This is a genomic window from Mesorhizobium sp. M4B.F.Ca.ET.214.01.1.1 (assembly GCF_004791545.1).
Taxonomy (GTDB): domain Bacteria; phylum Pseudomonadota; class Alphaproteobacteria; order Rhizobiales; family Rhizobiaceae; genus Mesorhizobium; species Mesorhizobium abyssinicae.
Genome location: NZ_SRUX01000004.1, coordinates 432677 through 450106, shown reverse-complemented (window position 1 = coordinate 450106; position 17430 = coordinate 432677). Strand labels below are relative to the sequence as shown.

Below are 17430 nucleotides of genomic sequence, written 5' to 3'. Positions count from 1 at the left end.
GAACTGACGATCAAATCACCGCCATGCAAAGCTTGAAGATCCTGCTGCTCTGCTCCGCCTTTGGATTGGGAACGAGCGTTCCCGCCTCGGCCTCCTCCTCGATCTGGTACAACAGCGAAGGCGGCCAGGTGCGGCTCGTCACCAGCGGCAAGCCCGACGAGGCCGGGCGCGTCCAGGGCGTGCTCGACATTGCGCTGAAGCCCGGCTGGAAAACCTATTGGCGCGACCCTGGCGATGCTGGCGTGCCGCCGCAGATCGACATTTCGCCGAGCACCAACGTGGCGAGCGCCGCCTTCTCGTTTCCGCCACCGCAGCGCCATGACGACGGCTACGGCAAATGGGCCGGCTACGACCATCCGGTGTCGCTGCCGGTGACCTTCACGCTGTCGGCCGCCGACCAGCCGGCCATCATCGTGGCCGATGTCTTCCTCGGCATCTGCGAGACGATCTGCATTCCTGTGCAGACGCGACTGACCATCGACCCGGCTTCCGACGCGGACAACGCCAAGGATGCGGCGCAGGTGAAGGCGGCATTCGCGGCGCTGCCGGCGCCGCCACGGCCCGATTTCGGCGTCAACGTGCTGCCGGGCGACCATGAGACGCTGGTCGTCGAAGCGAGCTTCCCGGGCGATCCGGAAGCGGCCGACTTCTTCGTCGCCGGCGAGCGGGACTATATGTTCGGCGCCCCGTTGCGCAGCCAGAAGGACGGCAAGCTGGTGTTCACGGTGCCGATCCTCGACCGGCCGTCGACGACGCCAACCGATGGCGGGCTGCACTACACGCTGACCAGCGCCGACGGCGCGGTCGAGGGTCTGCTACCTTTCCCGTGACGCAGATCGCAACATCTCTTGCTCCAGGCGGCCCGGCAGTTGCGGGCAGCATCCGACTTCGCTATCGCAGGGGCACGTCCTGCCCTCCATCTCTCCCAATCATCGAACGAGGTATTCCATGATCTCCGTTGGCGACAAACTGCCCGAAGCGACCTTCAAGACGATGACCGCCGACGGCGCCAAGCCGATCACGGCGGCCGAGATCTTCGCAGGAAAGAAGGTGGTGCTGTTCGGCGTGCCCGGCGCCTTCACGCCGACCTGCAGCAACAACCATTTGCCCGGCTATCTGGAAAACCGTGACGCCATTCTGGCGCGCGGCGTCGACACGATCGCCGTCGTCTCTGTCAACGACGCGCATGTCATGGGCGCCTGGGCGCGCTTCACCGGCGGCGAAGACAAGATCCTCTATCTGGCCGACGGCAGTGGCGACTTCGCCAAGTCGGTCGGTCTCGACAACGACCTTTCGGCAAGCGGCATGGGGCTGCGCTCGAAGCGCTTTTCGATGATCGTCGAAGACGGCAAGGTCACCGCTCTCAACGTCGAGACCAAGCCCGGTGTCGACACGTCGGGCGCTGCTCACATCCTGGAACAGCTCTAGCCCGCAGCCGGGACGAGCCACACACCGCCAAGGATCGCGCCCGACAGCGCTTGGCGTTTCTTGCCTATTGGGGGACCTGACCGATGCTCGACGTGATCTGGCGCAGCGTGGCGATCGGCATTGGCGCCACGGCGTTGATGGATGTCTGGGCCATTTTCCTCCACAAGGCCTTTGCCCAGCCGCGGCCGAACTGGGGGCCGGTCGGCCGCTGGGTCTGGCACCTCAGGAGCAAAATCTTCCACGACGACATCGGCGATGCCGTGCCCTACCGGCATGAAGCGGCGTTGGGCTGGGCTTTCCATTATTTCGTTGGCATCGTCTACGGCATCATCCTGGTCGTGCTGGCCGGAACGGCCTGGCTCACCCAGCCGACTTTCCTGCCGGCCTTCATCCTGGGGATCGTCACCGTCGGCGCCGGCTGGTTCCTGCTTGCGCCTGGCATGGGCGCCGGCTGGGCCGCCTCGAAGCGGCCAAATCCAATGCAGATCCGCGCCCTCAACCTCGTCGCGCACACGGTGTTCGCGCTGGGGCTCTACGGCACCGCCCTGCTGATCCGCTGAGGGACGGCGCGAATGGTCACGATCCGCTGGCGGCGCGTGGCTTCATCGAGGCGACAGTGTCGATGATTTCCTGGCGCAGCGCGCCCTTCTGCGCCTCGAACTGCTCTCGCGTGACGCCCTGACCGCCGGTGGCGGTGACGCCGAATTCCTCCAGCGCGAATTCGTAGCGCGTCTTCCATCTGATCACATGCCCGGTCATCGCCTGGGTGTGCGCCGGCACCGAGCCCGGATGCGCCGGCAGGCCGCACAATTGCGTGGTCCGCGCATCCGCAGCCAGCATGACGACATTCCAGTCGTCGAAGCCGATCAGATCCATCTGGGCATAGAGGAACGCCCCGTGCTCGCCGTCCCAGATCGTGTCGCCGATGACCAGGAAGGGAGCGGCACGGCAATAGCCGTGGCGTGCCGTCATCTCGCTGTTGAAGGTTTCGGTGCGCTGCTGAAGCCGGTACCGGGCAGCTGCAAAAAGGGCGATGTAGTCGTCGGCCGTGCGCATGATGTTGCGCTGGTCGTCCGGCGCGAAGCCGAGTTCGCGCAGCATCGAGCCGATTTTCGGATCGTTCCAGAGTTCCTTGGAGAAGACGCGCGTCACGCCATCGGAATCGGGCGTCGGACGCATCATCTTCTTGAGGTCGGCAAAGCTGTGCTTTTGCTTGCCGAAGGTCCTGCGCCCGAACATCTTCGCAATACCTCGTGCCAGGTCGATCGCGGCAGTCTATCGCGTCACGCGTAAAATTGAATTTAATCCGAAGCCTCGATTTGTCCCGGTCCGGCCAACTCAATCATCGAGGCGCGGTGAGGCCCTGTCGATCGGCCGCCATCCGTGGATGAGGCTGTGAGCGCCGATATCGTAGGCGAAATAGTTGCCGCCGCCCGCCGGCTGATCCGCCTCGCGGCTGATTGCCCGCCCGGTCAGAGAAAGCAGCAGGAGCGTCCCCACGCCTCCATGGCCGACGAAAGCGGTATCGCCGGGATCGTCGTTGCCGAGCACCGCGTCGACCTCGCTCACGATGCGGCGCTGGGCATCGATGGCCCGCTCCCATCCGCGAATGCTGTCGTTTGGATTGGCGAAGAACTGGTCGGCGACGGCTTCGAACTCCGGCGGCGGCAGGAAACCCGTCGCCGACCGGTCGTTCTCATGCATCCGCTCCCTTACCTCGACCGCGAGGCGCAGACGCGTCGCGAGGATTTCGGCGGTCTCTATCGCCTTGCGTTCAGCCGACGACACGATACGCCGGATCGACCCGATCCAGGGCTGATCGAGCATTGCGACCGCCCTTGCCTTTCCGATGTCGGACAGCCCCCATTCCGGCACCGGAACGTTGGCATCGACCTGAACCTGGGGATGCGTGATGTAGTATGCGATCGGCACGATAGAGGTTCTTCCTGCCGGCGAGCGGACCGCTCCCGCAATCAATAGCTCTGCGTCGAGCGCCGTGCTTTTGCGACCGTCGGTCGTGTTGGCTGTGCCGCCGGCTGCGGCGCGGCAGCAGGCCTGATCGGGCCCTTCTTGAATGGCGCCATGCCTTCGCGAGCGAGCTCGTCGGCGCGCTCGTTCTCGACATGGCCGGCATGACCCTTGACCCAGTTCCAGGTCACCTGATGGCGTCTATTTGCAGCATCGAGGGCCTGCCAGAGCTCGCCGTTCTTGACCGGCTTCTTGTCGGCGGTCTTCCAGCCGTTCTTCTTCCAGCCGTGGATCCACTTGGAAATGCCGTCCATGACGTATTTGCTGTCGGTGTGAAGCTCGACCGCGCAGGGCTCCTTCAGCGCTTCAAGCGCGGAGATGGCGGCCAGCAGTTCCATGCGGTTGTTGGTGGTCTCGGCCTCGCCGCCCGACAGTTCCTTGGTCTTGCCGTTGAAGCGAAGGATGGCGCCCCAGCCGCCAGGGCCCGGATTGCCCGAGCAGGCGCCGTCGGTGAAGATTTCAACATGCTTGGTCATAGCAATCCGTATTCGGAAGGAGATCTGATCGCCCGATGGAAGCGCATGCGGCGGATGTATTCGGTCGGGTCGCGCTTCATCACCAGCCCGCCATTGGGAATGGTCAGCCAGTCGTAGAGCCGGGTCAACATGAAGCGCAGCGCCGAGCCGCGCGCCAGCATCGGCAGCGCCGCCTTCTCGTCGCCGGAAAGCTGCCGCACGCTCTGGTAACCGGCGAGCAGCGCCGTGCCCTTGGTCAGATTGAAGGAAAAATCCTTCTCGAAGCACCAGGCGTTGAGGCAGGTGGCAACGTCATAGGCGTAGAGGTCGTCGCAGGCGAAATAGAAATCGATCAGGCCGGACAGTTTCTCGCCGAGAAAGAAGACATTGTCCGGGAAAAGGTCGGCATGGATGATGCCTTGCGGCAGGTCCTTCGGCCAGTTGCGCTCAAAATCGGCGAAATCGGCATCGACCTCGGCCGCCAAGCCCGGCTCAACCTCGTCGGCACGGTCGCGAGAAGCGTCCCACAATTTGCGCCAGCCATCGATGGCGAGCGCATTCGGTCGCCGCATCGCAAAATCCCGGCCGGCAAGATGGAGTTCGGCCAGCGCCTTGCCGACCTCGCCGCAATGCGCCGCTGTCGGCCGCCGCAGCGACAGACCTTCGAGAAAGGTGATGATGACGGCGGGCCGGCCGGCGAGCTGGCCGATGACGGTGCCGTCATGCGCGGTGACCGGCAGCGGGCAGGAAATACCTTTCCTTGCGAGATGGCCCATCAGGCCGAGGAAGAACGGCAGGTCGGCCTTGTCGACGCGCTTTTCGTAGAGCGTCAGGATGTAGGAACCGCTGGTGGCGTGCAGCAGGAAGTTGGAATTCTCGGTGCCTTCGGCGATGCCCTTATAGGACAGCAATTCGCCGACCGGATAGGCCTTCAGGAACGCGCCGAGCTCGCCCTCGTTGACATCGGTATAGACGGCCATGGGCTGTTCACGCGGCTCCGTTGACGAAGGCCATGTCGGCCGCCGTCAGTTCGACATCGCGCAGAACCCGCATCACCGGAAAGTCCTCCGTTTCGGTCGCCGTCACCGCCAGTTCGATCGTCACGTCGAAGCGCTGCCGGAAGGCATCGATGATCTCGTCGACGATGATCTCGGGCGCCGAGGCGCCCGCCGACAGGCCGAGCGTCGAGATACTGGCGATGTCATTCCACGGAATCTCTGCGGCACGCTGCACGAGAAGCGACATCTTGGCGCCGGCGCGTTCGGCGACCTCGACAAGACGCCGCGAGTTGGAGGAGTTGGGGGCGCCGACGATGAGATAGAGATCGGCGCCGGCGGCGGTCTCCTTCACCGCTTCCTGGCGATTGGTGGTGGCGTAGCAGATCGATTCGGCGGCCGGCGCGTGCAGCTCTGGAAAGCGCTGCTCGAGCGCCCGGATGATGCCGGCGGTGTCCTCGACCGAGAGCGTCGTCTGGGTGACGAAGCCGAGGGCTGCGGGGTCGGCCGGCTCGAAGACGGCGGCATCGGCCTCGGTCTCGATCAGCGTGACGGCGCCGTCCGACAATTGGCCCATCGTGCCGATCACCTCCGGGTGGCCGGCGTGACCGATCAGGAGCACGTGGCGGCCAAGGCGCTGGTGACGCATTGCCTGCTTGTGCACCTTGGACACCAGCGGGCAGGTGGCGTCGAGGTAGAAGAGGTTGCGCGCCTGGGCATCGGCCGGCACCGATTTCGGCACGCCATGCGCGGAAAAAACGACCGGGCTCTGGCGATGCTCCGCAGGTATCTCGGACAGTTCCTCGATGAACACCGCGCCCAGGCTCTGCAGCCCCTCGACGACATAGCGGTTGTGCACGATCTCGTGGCGGACATAGACCGGCGCGCCATACTTCTTCAGCGCCAGCACGACGATCTGGATCGCGCGGTCGACGCCGGCGCAGAAGCCGCGCGGCTGGCAGAGCCTGATCGTCAGCGGTGGCTTTGTCTGAAGCATGATTGCGGACCGGTTGATCGGAACTAACTCAAGCGCGAATACCTAGGGCGCGAAATGAGGCGCGCACCCCTGCCCTGTCAAGGGCAGCGTCTCCATCACCCTGCTTTCGCCGGGCGGCGAAGCCTGAACAGCAGGACGCCGGCAAGCGCGGCGGCAAGGCCGTACCAGGTGACGGCGTATTGCAGGTGGCTGTTCGGCAGATCGATGATGGTGACGCCACCGACCGGCAGACCGCCGGGATTCGGCGTCTTGTCGGCATCGATGAAGAACGGCACCAGTCCGGCCCCGGCGGGCAGGCCGGCGCTCGCAGCCATCGCATCGCGGTCCTTCCAGTAGAAGATGTTCTTTTGCACATCATTGTCGGGAAGCATCATCGAGGGCTTGCCCGCCAGCGGATTGCGGGCGAGCCCGGTAATCGTGACCTTGCCGGCGACCTCGCCTTGCGGCCGCTTGGCAGCATCCTTCAGGTCGTAGGGGACGAAGCCGCGGTTGACGAGCACGAAGCGGCCATCGTCGAGCTGCAGGGGCGTGAAGACGTCGAAGCCGGAGGCGCCTTCCCAGGTGGCGAAGAAATGGCGCTCGCCCAGGTGCAGGAAGGTGCCGGTCACCGTGACCGGCGTGTAGTCGACGTCGCCTGTGGCTGCGAACTGCTTTTCGAGCTCGGCCAGAGGGCGTGGCGCCGAATGCGTGCGCTGCTCGATGGTCTGGAGCAGGCCTTCCTTCCAGTGCAGGCGCTGGACCTGCCAGGTGCCAAGGCCGATCAGGACGGCGAACAGCGCCATGCCGAGGATGAGCAGCAACGCCCGCTTCGGCCGCGAGCGGCCCGCCGCCACGCCGGATGCCTCGCTCATTGGTCGGTGTCCAGCCTGCCCTCGGCGGCCTTGTTGCGGTATTGCAGCGTCACGAGCACGCCCTTGATCAGCCTGAGCGCCGTCAGGCACAGCGCCAGGGCCAGCGGTATCCAAAGCAGCAGGTGCACCCAGAGCGGCGGCCCGAGCGTCACCTCCATCCACAGCGCCAGGCCGACGACAATGAATCCGATGATCAGGATGACGAACACGGCAGGCCCGTCGCCGGCATCGGCGAAGGAATAGTCGAGGCCGCAATTGACGCAGCGCTTGCCAACGCTGAGGAAGCCCGAAAACAGCCGGCCCTCGCCGCAGCGCGGGCAGCGGCCGCGCAGGCCGGCCGAGATCGGCTCGATCGGTGGCCAGATGGCCTTGTCCTCGCTCATTGCAGGCATCCTAGATCATTACGAGCAAAAGATAAGGCGGCCACGTCGCCGCAGCCGCCTCGTCACATTCCTCGGACTGCTGTCAGTGGGCTTCGATCATCGCGCCGTTCGAGGCCCAGACGTAGATGGCGCTGAACAGGAACAGCCAGACCACGTCGACGAAGTGCCAGTACCAGGCAGCCGCCTCGAAGCCGAAATGCTGCTTCGGGGTGAAGTCGCCCTTCATCGCGCGCACCAGGCAGACCAGCAGGAAGATGGTGCCGATGATGACGTGGAAGCCGTGGAACCCGGTGGCCATGAAGAAGGTGGCGCCGTAGATGGAATCCTTGAAGCCGAACGGCGCGTGCATGTACTCGTAGGCCTGCACCATGGTGAACAGCATGCCGAGGCCGACGGTCAGCACGAGGCCGTTGATCAGGCCCTTGCGGTCGCCATGGATGAGCGAATGGTGCGCCCAGGTCACCGTCGTGCCCGACAAAAGCAGGATGATGGTGTTGTAGAGCGGCAGGTGGAAGGGGTCGAGGACCTCCATGCCCTTCGGCGGCCAGACGCCGCCGGTAAAGGCGGTGCGGGCATATTGCTGCGTCTCGCCCGGAAACAGGCTGGCGTCGAAGAAGGCCCAGAACCAGGCGACGAAGAACATCACCTCGGAAGCGATGAACATGATCATGCCGTAGCGCAGATGCAGCGACACGACGCGGGTGTGATGGCCCTCATGCGCTTCCTTGATGGTGTCGGACCACCAGGCGAACATGGTGTAGATCACGATCAGGAGGCCGATGAAGAACAGCCACGGATTGGCGATGTTGTGGCCGAAGATCGGGAAGCTGCCGGCCTTCAGATACTGCATCAGGCAGACGCCGCCGATGGCGGTCACCAGGGCGCCGACGGAGCCCAGGAACGGCCACGGGCTGGGGTCGACGAGATGGTAGTCGTGCTGTGGTTTTGCGTGTGCGTCTGCCATATCAACCCCCGAGGCTTGCTTCGGTATTCGGAACTTTGTTGGTGCTTTGGGCCGGCGCCGACGATGCGACGGGCTTGTTCTTGTCGACCGGGAACATGGTGTAGGACAGGGTGATGGTCTTCAAGTCCTTCAGTTCCGGCACGTTGACGATGTCGGGATCTACATAGAACACGACCGGCATGTCCAGCGATTCACCGGGCTTCAGCGTCGTGTCGGTGAAGCAGAAGCACTCCACCTTGTTGAAGTAGGGACCGGCCAGTTCAGGCTGCACGTTGAAGGTGGCGCGGCCGGTGAAGGGGCGGTCGAACTTGTTGGTGGCGCTGAAATGCGCCTGCACCGTCTCGCCGATCTTGATGGTGACCGAGCGGGCGACCGGCTGGAACTCCCAAGGAACCCCGGCGGTGTTGGCGTCGAAGCGGACGGTGATGTCGCGGTCGAGCACCCGGTCGGCATATTGCTGGGTGGCGCGCTTGACCGTGCCGCCATAGCCGGTGGCCTGGCAGAACATGGTGTAGAGCGGCACAGCGGCATAGGCCATGCCGATCATGCCGCCGAAGAAGGCGATGCAGACGCCGGCGACGACGCGGTTGGTGTTCTTCTTGGTGGGATCGGTGACCGTTTCGCGCGCCATGATCGACCTCACATCGTCCCGGAGAGATTGTGGCCGAACTTAACGATGGTCGCGATGTAGAAGATGATGACCAGCACCGCCAGCGCCACGCCGATGGCGACCGAGCGGCTGCGCCGCGCCTTCTGCTGGCGTTCGGTCAGCGTTACGAGCTCGAGGTTCTTGTCGGCCACGATCACATCCCCCCCATGGCGAGCGCGCGCCCGACCACGCAGTCGGCGAGGTAGACGGCGAAGATGGCGAAGAGATAGAGCAGCGAATAACCGAACAGCGCCTTGGCCGGCTTCATCTCCTTGTCGTCATCGGCCATGCCAAGCACTTTCCAGGCGTACCAGACGAAGCCGGCGCCAAGCACGGCGGCAACGGCGCCATAGGCTGCCGTGGTGAAACCAAGCGCCCAGGGCAGCACGCCAACCGGCGCCAGGATGACCGAATAGGCGAAGATCTGGCGGCGGGTCGAGGCCTGCCCGGCGACGTTCGGCATCATCGGGATGCCGGCGCGCTGATAGTCCTCGGACTTGAACAGCGCGAGCGCCCAGAAATGCGGCGGCGTCCACAGGAAGATGATCAGGAACAGGATCAGGCTTTCCAGGCTGACATTGCCGGTCACCGCCGCCCAGCCGATGACGGGCGGGATGGCGCCGGCGGCACCGCCGATGACGATGTTCTGCGGCGTCCAGCGCTTCAGCCACATCGTGTAGATGACTGCGTAGAAGACAATGGTGAAGGCAAGAAGCGACGCCGATAGCCAGTTGACCAGCACGCCCAGCGTCATCACCGACAGCACCGACAGCACCAGGCCGAAGCTCAGCGCCTCGCCGGGCGTGACGCGGCCAGCCGGAACCGGACGGCTCTTGGTCCTGGTCATCACCCGATCGATGTCGGCGTCGTACCACATGTTGAGCGCGCCGGAGGCGCCCGCTCCGATAGCGATCGACAGGATGGCGATCACCGCCAGCAGCGGATTGATGGTGACGGGCGCCGCAACCAGGCCGACAAAGGCGGTGAACACCACCAGCGACATGACGCGCGGCTTCAGGAGGGCGAAGAAATCACCCGCCGTCGCTTCCGACATGCGAAAGCCCGCTTCGTCAATCAATCTCTCGTCGACAAGGGCCATGCGTACTTAAAGTCCACTATTTCCGTTGGCCAAGACCGCCGGACGAGCCGGCGGTCTCGTATTCAAGCAAGGCTGCCGCCTACTTGATCTTCGGCAGCTGTTCCCACTGGTGGAACGGCGGCGGCGACGGCAGCTGCCATTCCAGCGTGGTCGCACCCTCGCCCCACGGATTGGCGCCGGCCACCCGCTTCTTCTGGAAGGCTTCGAACACGCCGTAGAGGAAGATCACGACGCCGACAGCCGAGATGTAGGAGCCGTAGGACGAGACCATGTTCCAGCCGGCGAAGGCATCCGGATAGTCGATGTAGCGGCGCGGCATGCCCGACAGGCCGAGGAAGTGCTGCGGGAAGAAGATCAGGTTGACGCCGACGAAGGTGACCCAGAAATGGGTGTTGGCGATGACGGGCGAGTACATGTAGCCGGTCATCTTCGGGAACCAGTAGTACCAGCCGGCGAAGATGGCGAAGACGGCGCCGAGCGACAGCACGTAGTGGAAGTGCGCGACGACGTAATAGGTGTCATGCAGCGGCCGGTCGAGGCCGGCATTGGCGAGCTGGACGCCGGTGACGCCGCCCAGCGTAAACAGGAAGATGAAGCCGATCGCCCACAGCATCGGGGTCTTGAGCGAGATCGACCCGCCCCACATGGTGGCGACCCAGGAGAAGATCTTCACGCCCGTCGGCACCGCGATGACCATGGTGGCGAAGACGAAGTAGCGCTGCGTGTCGAGCGACAGGCCGGTCGTGTACATGTGGTGCGCCCACACGATGAAGCCGACGGCGCCGATCGCGACCATGGCGTAAGCCATGCCGAGGTAGCCGAACACCGGCTTCTTCGAGAAGGTCGAGACGATGTGGCTGACGATGCCGAAGCCCGGCAGGATCAGGATGTAGACTTCCGGGTGACCGAAGAACCAGAACAGGTGCTGGAACAGGATCGGGTCACCGCCGCCATCCGGCGTGAAGAAGGTGGTGCCGAAATTGCGGTCGGTGAGCAGCATGGTGATGCCGCCGGCCAGGACCGGGAGCGACAACAGCAACAGGAAGGCGGTGATCAGCACCGACCAGGCAAACAGCGGCATCTTGTGCAGCGTCATGCCCGGCGCGCGCATGTTGAAGATGGTGGTGATGAAGTTGATGGCGCCGAGGATCGACGAAGCGCCGGCGATGTGCAGCGACAGGATCGCCAGGTCCATGGCGGGCCCAGGCTGACCGGATGTCGACAGCGGCGGATAGATCGTCCAGCCGCCACCGACACCGAAGGCGCCCGGCGCGCTCGGCACGAACATCGAGGTGAGCAGCAGGATCAGGGCCGGCGGAAGAAGCCAGAAGGAGATGTTGTTCATGCGCGGGAAGGCCATGTCCGGCGCGCCGATCATGATCGGCACCATCCAGTTGGCGAAGCCGCCGATCAGCGCCGGCATGACCATGAAGAAGATCATGATCAGCGCATGCGCGGTGGTGAAGGCATTGTACATGCTCTTGCCGCCTTCGATGGCGGCGTCACCGCTCATGCCGTAGACCATCTGCGCCAGACCGGTGAAGATCTGGATGCCCGGCTCCTGCAGCTCCATGCGCATGACGACCGAGAGCGCGCCGCCGATGATGCCCGCGCAGATCGCGAAGATCAGATAGAGCGTGCCGATGTCCTTGTGGTTGGTCGAATAGACCCAGCGGACCCAGCCATGATAGGGCTTGTGGTCGTGATCGTCGTGAGCTGCAGCCTCTGCCATGTTCCGCTCCGTTCCCTGATCTTTCCTGGCCGCGGCATCAGTTGCCGGCGGCCGCTACCTTGTCTTGAGCATCGACCTCGGCCATCAGCGCCTTGTTGGCGCCGGGCAGGTCGGTCCTGGCTGCGGCCAGCCAGGTGTTGTATTGCGCGTCGGAGACGACGCGGATGGCGATCGGCATGAAGGCGTGATCCTTGCCGCACAGTTCCGAGCACTGGCCGTAGTAGAGGCCTTCCTTCTCGGCCTTGAACCAGATCTCGTTAATGCGGCCGGGCACGGCGTCGGTCTTGACGCCGAAGGACGGCATGGCGAAGGCGTGGATCACGTCGGTCGCCGTCACCAGGACGCGGGTCATGGTGTTGACCGGCACGACCATCTCATTGTCGACGGCCAGCAGGCGCGGATAAAGCTTGCGGTCTTCCTTGCCGGCGGCGGCGCGGTCGGCGTCCTGGAGGATCGCGGAGTTGAAGGTGAGCGTCTTGTCGACCTGGTACTCATAGTCCCAGTTCCACTGGTTTGCGGTCGCCTTCAGGGTCAGCTTGGCTTCTTCCGGCGGCGTGTATTGCGCGGTCAGCAGCTGGAAGGAAGGGATGGCAAGGCAAAGCAGGATGACGACCGGCCCGACCGTCCAGATCACCTCGATCAGCGTGTTGTGGCTGGTGCGCGAGGGCACCGGATTGACGCTGGCGCGGAACTTCACGATGCAATAGGCGAGCAAAAACAGCACGAACAGCGTGATCGGCACGATGAACCACAGCGTGTAGTGCTCGAACCAGGTGACCTGCCGCATGATGTCGGTGGCGGCGGGCTGGAAGGTCATCTCCCACGGCTGCGGCTGGGCCGCATGGGCGGATGCGCCGGCAAAGACTGCGGCGGCGGCAGCGGCGCTTGCTAGGAATTTTCTCATCGCCCTCATCATCTCCCATTTCCTCGCGGCCGTGCGCGCAAGAATATCGAATAGCGCCGGGACGGGAATCCCGGACAGTCCCAAGGGTGGTTCAAACCATACTCTAATTGCCTCCGCAAGAAAGGAGCGGAGGAAACCGTGCGGCATTTTTGCGCGCAAGTGCAGCCGCGCCTTGAAGAGGGCAAAGCGGCCTCTGCCGATCACCGCCGCGTGATCGGCGACGAACACCCCGGGGCAGTCCGCCGGACGGTCGCAATTCGGGCGAAATTGGCTTGGAAAAGCGCTTGATTGCCCATATCCGGGCGGGCCGGCCCCGGTCCCGTCCTTTACTTGGCAGTCGCGCGGCTTCAAAGTGCCGTGATTCGCAATGGAGCCGTCATGAGACCCTGGCTTTCGAGAACCTTGGCGAAGGTCATCTTTCTCGCCGCCGTGCTTGGCGCCGGCCTGTCCGGAACTGGCGCGTCGAATGCTGCCCAGGCCAATGCCGCGCAGCAACCGAGCGGCACGGTGCGCTCGACGCATGGCGCGTGGTCGATCATCTGCGACACGCCGGCCGGCGCGACCTCCGAGCAATGCGTGATGATGCAGAACGTCGTCGCCGAGGACCGTCCGGAGATGGGGCTGTCGGTGGTCGTGCTGCGCACCGCCGACAACAAGGCCGAGATCCTGCGCGTGCTGGCGCCGCTCGGCGTTCTCCTGCCCAACGGGCTTGGCCTCAACGTCGACGGCAAGGACATCGGGCGGGCCTATTTCGTGCGCTGCTTCCAGGACGGCTGCTATGCCGAGGTGATCCTCGAAAAGCCGCTGCTCGATACGCTGAAGACCGGCACCTCGGCCACCTTCATCGTCTTCCAGACGCCGGAAGAAGGCATCGGCATTCCCGTCGACCTCAAGGGTTTCGCCGACGGTTTTGCCGCCCTCCCCTGATCCTGGCCGGCAAGGCTTCGACGACGTCGGGGGCCTGACACCGCCGGTGATCGGCGCTGTTGCCGATTGTCTCGGCGCGCCTTCGCCCCTACATCGGGGGAAACGACCAATCCTGCGGACGGACCTGCCATGAACAGCCTGATCGGCCAATTCGACATTTCCGACGATCGCATCAAGAAGATCGTCGCCGAGACCATCAGCGGCGCCGACGACGGCGAGCTTTTCCTCGAATACAGCGAGAGCGAGGCGCTGATGTTCGACAATGGCCGGCTGAAGACCGCCAACTTCAACACAGACCAGGGTTTCGGACTGCGCGCGGTGGCCGGCGAGGCCAGCGGCTATGCGCATTCGAGCGATCTTTCCGAAGCCTCGCTGCTGCGCGCGGCCGACGCCGTCTCGGCTGTCAAGGGCGGCTATTCCGGCACGCTTGCCGCGCCGCCCGCCCGCACCAACCGCCATCTCTATGGCGAGGAAAACCCGATCCCCTCGCCTTCCTTCGAGACCAAGGCGAAGCTGCTGCAGGAGATCGACGCCTGGCTGCGCGCGGAGGATCCGCGCGTGCGTCAGGTGACGGCTTCGCTGGCGGCTTCCTGGCAGCATGTCGAGATCGTGCGCGCCGACGGCCAGATGGTGCGCGACATCCGCCCGATGGTCAGGATCAACGTGTCGGTCGTGGTCGGCAGCGGCGACCGCCAGGAAAACGGCTCCTACGGCATGGGCGGCCGCAAGAGCTTCGGCGAGTTCCTGGTCGAGGAGAGCTGGAAGCACGCAGCCAAGGAGGCGCTGAGGCAGGCGCTGGTCAATCTCGAGGCCGTGCCGGCGCCGGCCGGCACATTCGACATCGTGCTCTCCAGTGGCTGGCCGGGCGTCATGCTGCACGAGGCCGTCGGCCACGGGCTGGAGGGCGACTTCAACCGCAAGAAGACCTCGGCCTTCGCCGGGCTGATGGGCCAGCAGGTGGCGGCGAAAGGCGTCACCGTCGTCGACGACGGCACGCTACCCGAACGGCGCGGCTCGCTGACCGTCGACGACGAGGGCACGCCCTCGGCGCGCAACGTGCTGATCGAGGACGGCAAGCTGGTCGGCTACATGCAGGATCGCCAGAACGCGAGGCTGATGGGCATGAAGGCGACCGGCAACGGACGGCGCGAAGGCTATGCGCACCAGCCGATGCCGCGCATGACCAACACCTACATGACCGCCGGCGACATGCAGCCGGAAGAGATCATCGCCTCGGTCAAGAACGGCATCTACGCGGTCTCCTTCGGCGGTGGCCAGGTCGACATCACGTCGGGCAAATTCGTCTTCGGCTGCACCGAGGCCTACATGATCGAGGACGGCAAGGTGACGCAGCCGATCAAGGGCGCGATGCTGATCGGCAACGGGCCGGACGCCATGCACCGCGTCACCATGGTCGGCAACGATATGAAGCTCGACAACGGCATCGGCATGTGCGGCAAGGCCGGACAGGGCGTGCCGGTGGGCGTCGGCCAGCCGCACCTGAGGATGAACCAGATGACGGTCGGCGGCACCAGGGTTTGAGCGATTACCGCCTTCGCTTCGGCTTCTCCAGCAGTGCGACGGCCTCGACATGCGGCGACCACAGGAACTGGTCGATCGGAGCGACACTTTTCAGCGCGTAACCGCCATCGATCAGGATGCGCAGATCCCGCGCCAGCGTCACCGGGTTGCAGGACACTGCGGCCACCAGCGGCACGTCCGAGCGGGCGATCTGCTTCGACTGGTCCTCGGCTCCGGCGCGCGGCGGATCGAAGACCAGGCCGTCGAAGGCGTTCAATTCCTTGAACGTCAGCGGCCGCCGGAACAGGTCGCGGCGCTCGCTCGTCACCCGCTTCAGTCCGCTGGCAAAACGGAAGGCGCGGTCGAGCGCTGCAAGGGCCGGCGCGTCGCCTTCGACGGCATGAACCTCCGACTTCGCCGCAAGCCGCAGCGCGAAGCTGCCGCAGCCGGCGAACAGGTCGGCGACCTTTTTTGCGCGCGACAGGTGCTGGCCGACCAGCTCGGCCATGGTCCGCTCGGCGGCTTCGGTCGCCTGGATGAAAGCGCCGGGCGGCACGGCTACGGCGACCGATCCAAACTGCACCACAGGCTTCTTCGGCTCGACGACGATCTCACCATCGACCGATAGTCTGGCCAACCCCTCGGCGGTGACGAAATTCGACGCGATGCGGCGCTGATGATCGCCCAGCTTGCCTCCGTCCTGGACCGCGACATCCAGACCGGATGCGGTCACGGTGACGGTCATGTGGAAGGCTTTCGAAGTGGCGCAGACCAGGTCGGCCAACGCCCGCAGGCGACCCAGCGCGGCAACGATCGTCGGCAGCGAGATCGGGCATTCCTCGATCGGAATGATCTCCGAGGAAAGCGCGCGCACGAAGCCGAGCAGCATGCCGGCCTCGGTGCGCCGGGCGCTGAAGACGACCCGGCGACGCGTCTCGGGCGCGCATGGCACCAGCGCGGCAACATCGCAAGCGATACCCTTGACCTTCAACGCCTGCTCAACCTTTTCGCGCTTCCACTGGCGGTAGGCCTCAGCCTCGAAATGCTGCAGCGCGCAGCCGCCGCATTCGGTGAAATGCCGGCAGGCCGGATCGATCCTGAGCGGCGATGCCTCCAGCACCGACATCAGCGTGGCGCGGTGCTTTTCGCGGGCGGCGGTGACCGTCTCGCCCGGCAGCGTGAAAGGGACAAAGACCTCGCCGCCGTCGGCCTCGGCGATGCCGTCGCCCTGCGAGCCAAGCCTGGCGATGGTGAAACGCGCGCTCATTTTTCATCCTTGATGGCGGCGAGCAGGAACTCGCGGTTGCCGTCGCCGCCCTCGATCGGCGAAGGATGCCGCCCCAGCACGCGCCAACCGGGAATGCCGCCAAGCCAGTCGCCGAGCAGGCCGGCGATGCGTTCGGCGTCAGCCTGATCCCTGATCAGGCCACCCTTGCCGATCGCCTCGCGGCCGGCCTCGAATTGCGGCTTGACCAGAAGCAGCGCCCTGGCGCCATCCCCGGCGATGGCAAGCGCCGGCGGCAGCGCCAGCTTCAGCGAGATGAAGCTGACATCGCAGACGATGAAATCGGGGACAACGCCGCCCAGGTCGGCGGACGAGAGATCGCGGGCATTGCGGCCCTCGATGACTGTCACGCGCGGATCGCCTGAGATCCCCGGATGCATCTGGCCGTGGCCGACATCGATCGCGGTGACGTGCGCGGCGCCGCGCTCGAGCAGCACCTGGGTGAAGCCGCCGGTCGAGGCGCCGATGTCGAGCGCTTCGCTGCCGGTGGGGTCGAGGCCGAACCGGTCAAGGCCGGCGATCAGCTTCAGCGCCGCGCGCGAGACATAAGCCTGCGCTGGGTCGTCGATTGCGAGGTGGCAATCGGCCTGGACGCTCTGGCCGGGCTTGCGGCCGATGGTGCCGTCAACCGTCACTGTGCCGCGCTCGACGGCGTCGCGGGCGCGCGAGCGGCTGGCGAACAGGCCGCGCTGGACGAGCAGTTCGTCGAGCCTGAGGCGCGCGCTGGCTAGCAAAGTGGAGTTCATCGGCCTTCCTTGGCGAAAGCCGGTCGCGAAGGCAAGAAGGGGATTAGAAGATGGTCCGCGAATCCGGCCGTTCGACGGCGGGCGCCAGACCGTCATTCCCGTCGCCGGAAGCTTGCCGGCGCTGCGGCTCGACCGGCACCGCCGGCGCGTTCTCGGGCAGCACGACGAGCTGCGGAACCTGCTTGTAGGAGAAGCCGCCGCGGATGTCGCCGATCTTGCCGGCGACTATGTCCATCGCCGCTTTTTCGAGATTGCGGTCGTAGCGCGTCTCGGCCTTCGCCGGTCCAGCGGCGAGCGCCAAAAAGGCGATGCCGCACAGAAACCTGTTCATTGTCGTTGCCCCTATCCCTCGGCAGGCTTCTAGCAGGCCGCCGTTGAGAAACGGCCAAGAGACAGGGTAAGCAAAGCGCCAAATGGCAGCGTAAACAATCGATTACGACAGCAAGCCGGCAAAGCGATTCAGGAT

General features: G+C 64.9%; 21 protein-coding genes. 5 read left to right on the top strand and 16 right to left on the bottom strand.

Annotated elements, in window-relative coordinates; translation table 11 throughout:
* Positions 1–23 precede the first annotated feature (23 nt).
* From EN857_RS11375 to EN857_RS11365, 3 genes are all read left to right on the top strand, one after another.
* On the top strand, positions 24–830 hold the full coding sequence (locus EN857_RS11375) for a protein-disulfide reductase DsbD domain-containing protein (RefSeq protein ID WP_135858558.1): 807 nt from the start codon (positions 24–26) through the stop codon (positions 828–830).
* A 118-nt stretch (positions 831–948) separates the two neighbouring features.
* Positions 949–1428, top strand: a complete 480-nt coding sequence (locus tag EN857_RS11370; protein ID WP_127282497.1) for a peroxiredoxin — start codon at positions 949–951, stop codon at positions 1426–1428.
* A gap of 83 nt (positions 1429–1511) precedes the next feature.
* Positions 1512–1988 (top strand): DUF2938 domain-containing protein, encoded by a 477-nt coding sequence (locus EN857_RS11365; protein ID WP_127282498.1) that lies wholly within the window; start codon positions 1512–1514, stop codon positions 1986–1988.
* A gap of 16 nt (positions 1989–2004) precedes the next feature.
* Here the strand turns inward: EN857_RS11365 and EN857_RS11360 are convergent, their stop codons facing one another.
* The 13 genes from EN857_RS11360 to coxB form a co-directional block, all read right to left on the bottom strand.
* A complete protein-coding gene (locus tag EN857_RS11360) occupies positions 2005–2667 on the bottom strand; it encodes a hypothetical protein (protein WP_127282499.1) in 663 nt (220 codons plus the stop codon).
* Positions 2668–2766: 99 nt separating this feature from the next.
* Positions 2767–3360, bottom strand: a complete 594-nt coding sequence (locus EN857_RS11355) for a histidine phosphatase family protein (RefSeq protein ID WP_127282500.1) — start codon at positions 3358–3360, stop codon at positions 2767–2769.
* 41 nt (positions 3361–3401) lie between these two features.
* Positions 3402–3932, bottom strand: a complete 531-nt coding sequence (gene rnhA, locus EN857_RS11350) for a ribonuclease HI (protein WP_127282501.1) — start codon at positions 3930–3932, stop codon at positions 3402–3404.
* Complete coding sequence (locus EN857_RS11345; protein WP_127392062.1) at positions 3929–4891, bottom strand: homoserine kinase; 963 nt, start codon at positions 4889–4891, stop codon at positions 3929–3931. The genes rnhA and EN857_RS11345 overlap by 4 nt, the downstream gene beginning before the upstream one ends.
* A 7-nt stretch (positions 4892–4898) precedes the next feature.
* Positions 4899–5903 carry a 4-hydroxy-3-methylbut-2-enyl diphosphate reductase gene (gene ispH / locus EN857_RS11340; RefSeq protein WP_127392061.1) on the bottom strand — a complete coding sequence of 335 codons (1005 nt, stop codon included), beginning with the start codon at positions 5901–5903 and terminating at the stop codon, positions 4899–4901.
* Between the two features lie 95 nt (positions 5904–5998).
* Positions 5999–6754, bottom strand: coding sequence for an SURF1 family protein (locus EN857_RS11335; protein ID WP_187331210.1), 756 nt, complete (start codon positions 6752–6754; stop codon positions 5999–6001).
* Positions 6751–7137 carry a DUF983 domain-containing protein gene (locus EN857_RS11330; RefSeq protein ID WP_127392060.1) on the bottom strand — a complete coding sequence of 129 codons (387 nt, stop codon included), beginning with the start codon at positions 7135–7137 and terminating at the stop codon, positions 6751–6753. The genes EN857_RS11335 and EN857_RS11330 overlap by 4 nt, the downstream gene beginning before the upstream one ends.
* An 82-nt stretch (positions 7138–7219) precedes the next feature.
* Positions 7220–8101 (bottom strand): cytochrome c oxidase subunit 3, encoded by an 882-nt coding sequence (locus EN857_RS11325; protein WP_127282505.1) that lies wholly within the window; start codon positions 8099–8101, stop codon positions 7220–7222.
* Between the two features lies 1 nt (position 8102).
* On the bottom strand, positions 8103–8732 hold the full coding sequence (locus tag EN857_RS11320) for a cytochrome c oxidase assembly protein (RefSeq protein ID WP_127392059.1): 630 nt from the start codon (positions 8730–8732) through the stop codon (positions 8103–8105).
* Between the two features lie 8 nt (positions 8733–8740).
* Entirely contained in the window at positions 8741–8902 is a 162-nt protein-coding gene (locus tag EN857_RS11315) for a hypothetical protein (RefSeq protein ID WP_127282507.1), read from the bottom strand.
* 2 nt (positions 8903–8904) lie between these two features.
* Positions 8905–9849, bottom strand: coding sequence for a heme o synthase (locus EN857_RS11310; protein ID WP_127392058.1), 945 nt, complete (start codon positions 9847–9849; stop codon positions 8905–8907).
* A gap of 79 nt (positions 9850–9928) precedes the next feature.
* On the bottom strand, positions 9929–11581 hold the full coding sequence (ctaD, locus tag EN857_RS11305; RefSeq protein WP_135858555.1) for a cytochrome c oxidase subunit I: 1653 nt from the start codon (positions 11579–11581) through the stop codon (positions 9929–9931).
* 37 nt (positions 11582–11618) lie between these two features.
* Positions 11619–12485 (bottom strand): cytochrome c oxidase subunit II, encoded by an 867-nt coding sequence (coxB, locus tag EN857_RS11300; protein WP_187331211.1) that lies wholly within the window; start codon positions 12483–12485, stop codon positions 11619–11621.
* Between the two features lie 378 nt (positions 12486–12863).
* Here coxB and EN857_RS11295 point away from each other — a divergent pair, with 378 nt between their 5' ends.
* Both EN857_RS11295 and tldD read left to right on the top strand, forming a co-directional pair.
* Positions 12864–13412: an invasion associated locus B family protein gene (locus EN857_RS11295; protein ID WP_127282511.1), complete on the top strand. Its 549-nt coding sequence runs from the start codon at positions 12864–12866 to the stop codon at positions 13410–13412.
* Positions 13413–13541: 129 nt separating this feature from the next.
* Complete coding sequence (tldD, locus tag EN857_RS11290) at positions 13542–14954, top strand: metalloprotease TldD (protein ID WP_127392057.1); 1413 nt, start codon at positions 13542–13544, stop codon at positions 14952–14954.
* Between the two features lie 4 nt (positions 14955–14958).
* Here tldD and EN857_RS11285 read toward each other — a convergent pair whose 3' ends face one another.
* From EN857_RS11285 to EN857_RS11275, 3 genes are read right to left on the bottom strand one after another with little or no spacing between them, the layout of a single operon-like run.
* A complete protein-coding gene (locus tag EN857_RS11285) occupies positions 14959–16200 on the bottom strand; it encodes a class I SAM-dependent RNA methyltransferase (protein WP_135858553.1) in 1242 nt (413 codons plus the stop codon).
* Entirely contained in the window at positions 16197–16964 is a 768-nt protein-coding gene (locus EN857_RS11280; RefSeq protein ID WP_127391312.1) for a TlyA family RNA methyltransferase, read from the bottom strand. The genes EN857_RS11285 and EN857_RS11280 overlap by 4 nt, the downstream gene beginning before the upstream one ends.
* Positions 16965–17007: 43 nt before the next feature.
* Positions 17008–17295 carry a hypothetical protein gene (locus EN857_RS11275; RefSeq protein WP_127391313.1) on the bottom strand — a complete coding sequence of 96 codons (288 nt, stop codon included), beginning with the start codon at positions 17293–17295 and terminating at the stop codon, positions 17008–17010.
* Positions 17296–17430: the final 135 nt, after the last annotated feature.

Coding starts and splice junctions, on each gene's coding strand:
- EN857_RS11375 (WP_135858558.1), top strand. CDS start 24: ATGCAAAGCTTGAAGATCCTGCTGCTCTGCTCCGCCTTTGGATTGGGA.
- EN857_RS11370 (WP_127282497.1), top strand. CDS start 949: ATGATCTCCGTTGGCGACAAACTGCCCGAAGCGACCTTCAAGACGATG.
- EN857_RS11365 (WP_127282498.1), top strand. CDS start 1,512: ATGCTCGACGTGATCTGGCGCAGCGTGGCGATCGGCATTGGCGCCACG.
- EN857_RS11360 (WP_127282499.1), bottom strand. CDS start 2,667: ATGTTCGGGCGCAGGACCTTCGGCAAGCAAAAGCACAGCTTTGCCGAC.
- rnhA (WP_127282501.1), bottom strand. CDS start 3,932: ATGACCAAGCATGTTGAAATCTTCACCGACGGCGCCTGCTCGGGCAAT.
- EN857_RS11345 (WP_127392062.1), bottom strand. CDS start 4,891: ATGGCCGTCTATACCGATGTCAACGAGGGCGAGCTCGGCGCGTTCCTG.
- ispH (WP_127392061.1), bottom strand. CDS start 5,903: ATGCTTCAGACAAAGCCACCGCTGACGATCAGGCTCTGCCAGCCGCGC.
- EN857_RS11335 (WP_187331210.1), bottom strand. CDS start 6,754: ATGAGCGAGGCATCCGGCGTGGCGGCGGGCCGCTCGCGGCCGAAGCGG.
- EN857_RS11330 (WP_127392060.1), bottom strand. CDS start 7,137: ATGAGCGAGGACAAGGCCATCTGGCCACCGATCGAGCCGATCTCGGCC.
- EN857_RS11325 (WP_127282505.1), bottom strand. CDS start 8,101: ATGGCAGACGCACACGCAAAACCACAGCACGACTACCATCTCGTCGAC.
- EN857_RS11320 (WP_127392059.1), bottom strand. CDS start 8,732: ATGGCGCGCGAAACGGTCACCGATCCCACCAAGAAGAACACCAACCGC.
- EN857_RS11310 (WP_127392058.1), bottom strand. CDS start 9,849: ATGGCCCTTGTCGACGAGAGATTGATTGACGAAGCGGGCTTTCGCATG.
- ctaD (WP_135858555.1), bottom strand. CDS start 11,581: ATGGCAGAGGCTGCAGCTCACGACGATCACGACCACAAGCCCTATCAT.
- coxB (WP_187331211.1), bottom strand. CDS start 12,485: ATGAGAAAATTCCTAGCAAGCGCCGCTGCCGCCGCCGCAGTCTTTGCC.
- EN857_RS11295 (WP_127282511.1), top strand. CDS start 12,864: ATGAGACCCTGGCTTTCGAGAACCTTGGCGAAGGTCATCTTTCTCGCC.
- tldD (WP_127392057.1), top strand. CDS start 13,542: ATGAACAGCCTGATCGGCCAATTCGACATTTCCGACGATCGCATCAAG.
- EN857_RS11285 (WP_135858553.1), bottom strand. CDS start 16,200: ATGAGCGCGCGTTTCACCATCGCCAGGCTTGGCTCGCAGGGCGACGGC.
- EN857_RS11280 (WP_127391312.1), bottom strand. CDS start 16,964: ATGAACTCCACTTTGCTAGCCAGCGCGCGCCTCAGGCTCGACGAACTG.
- EN857_RS11275 (WP_127391313.1), bottom strand. CDS start 17,295: ATGAACAGGTTTCTGTGCGGCATCGCCTTTTTGGCGCTCGCCGCTGGA.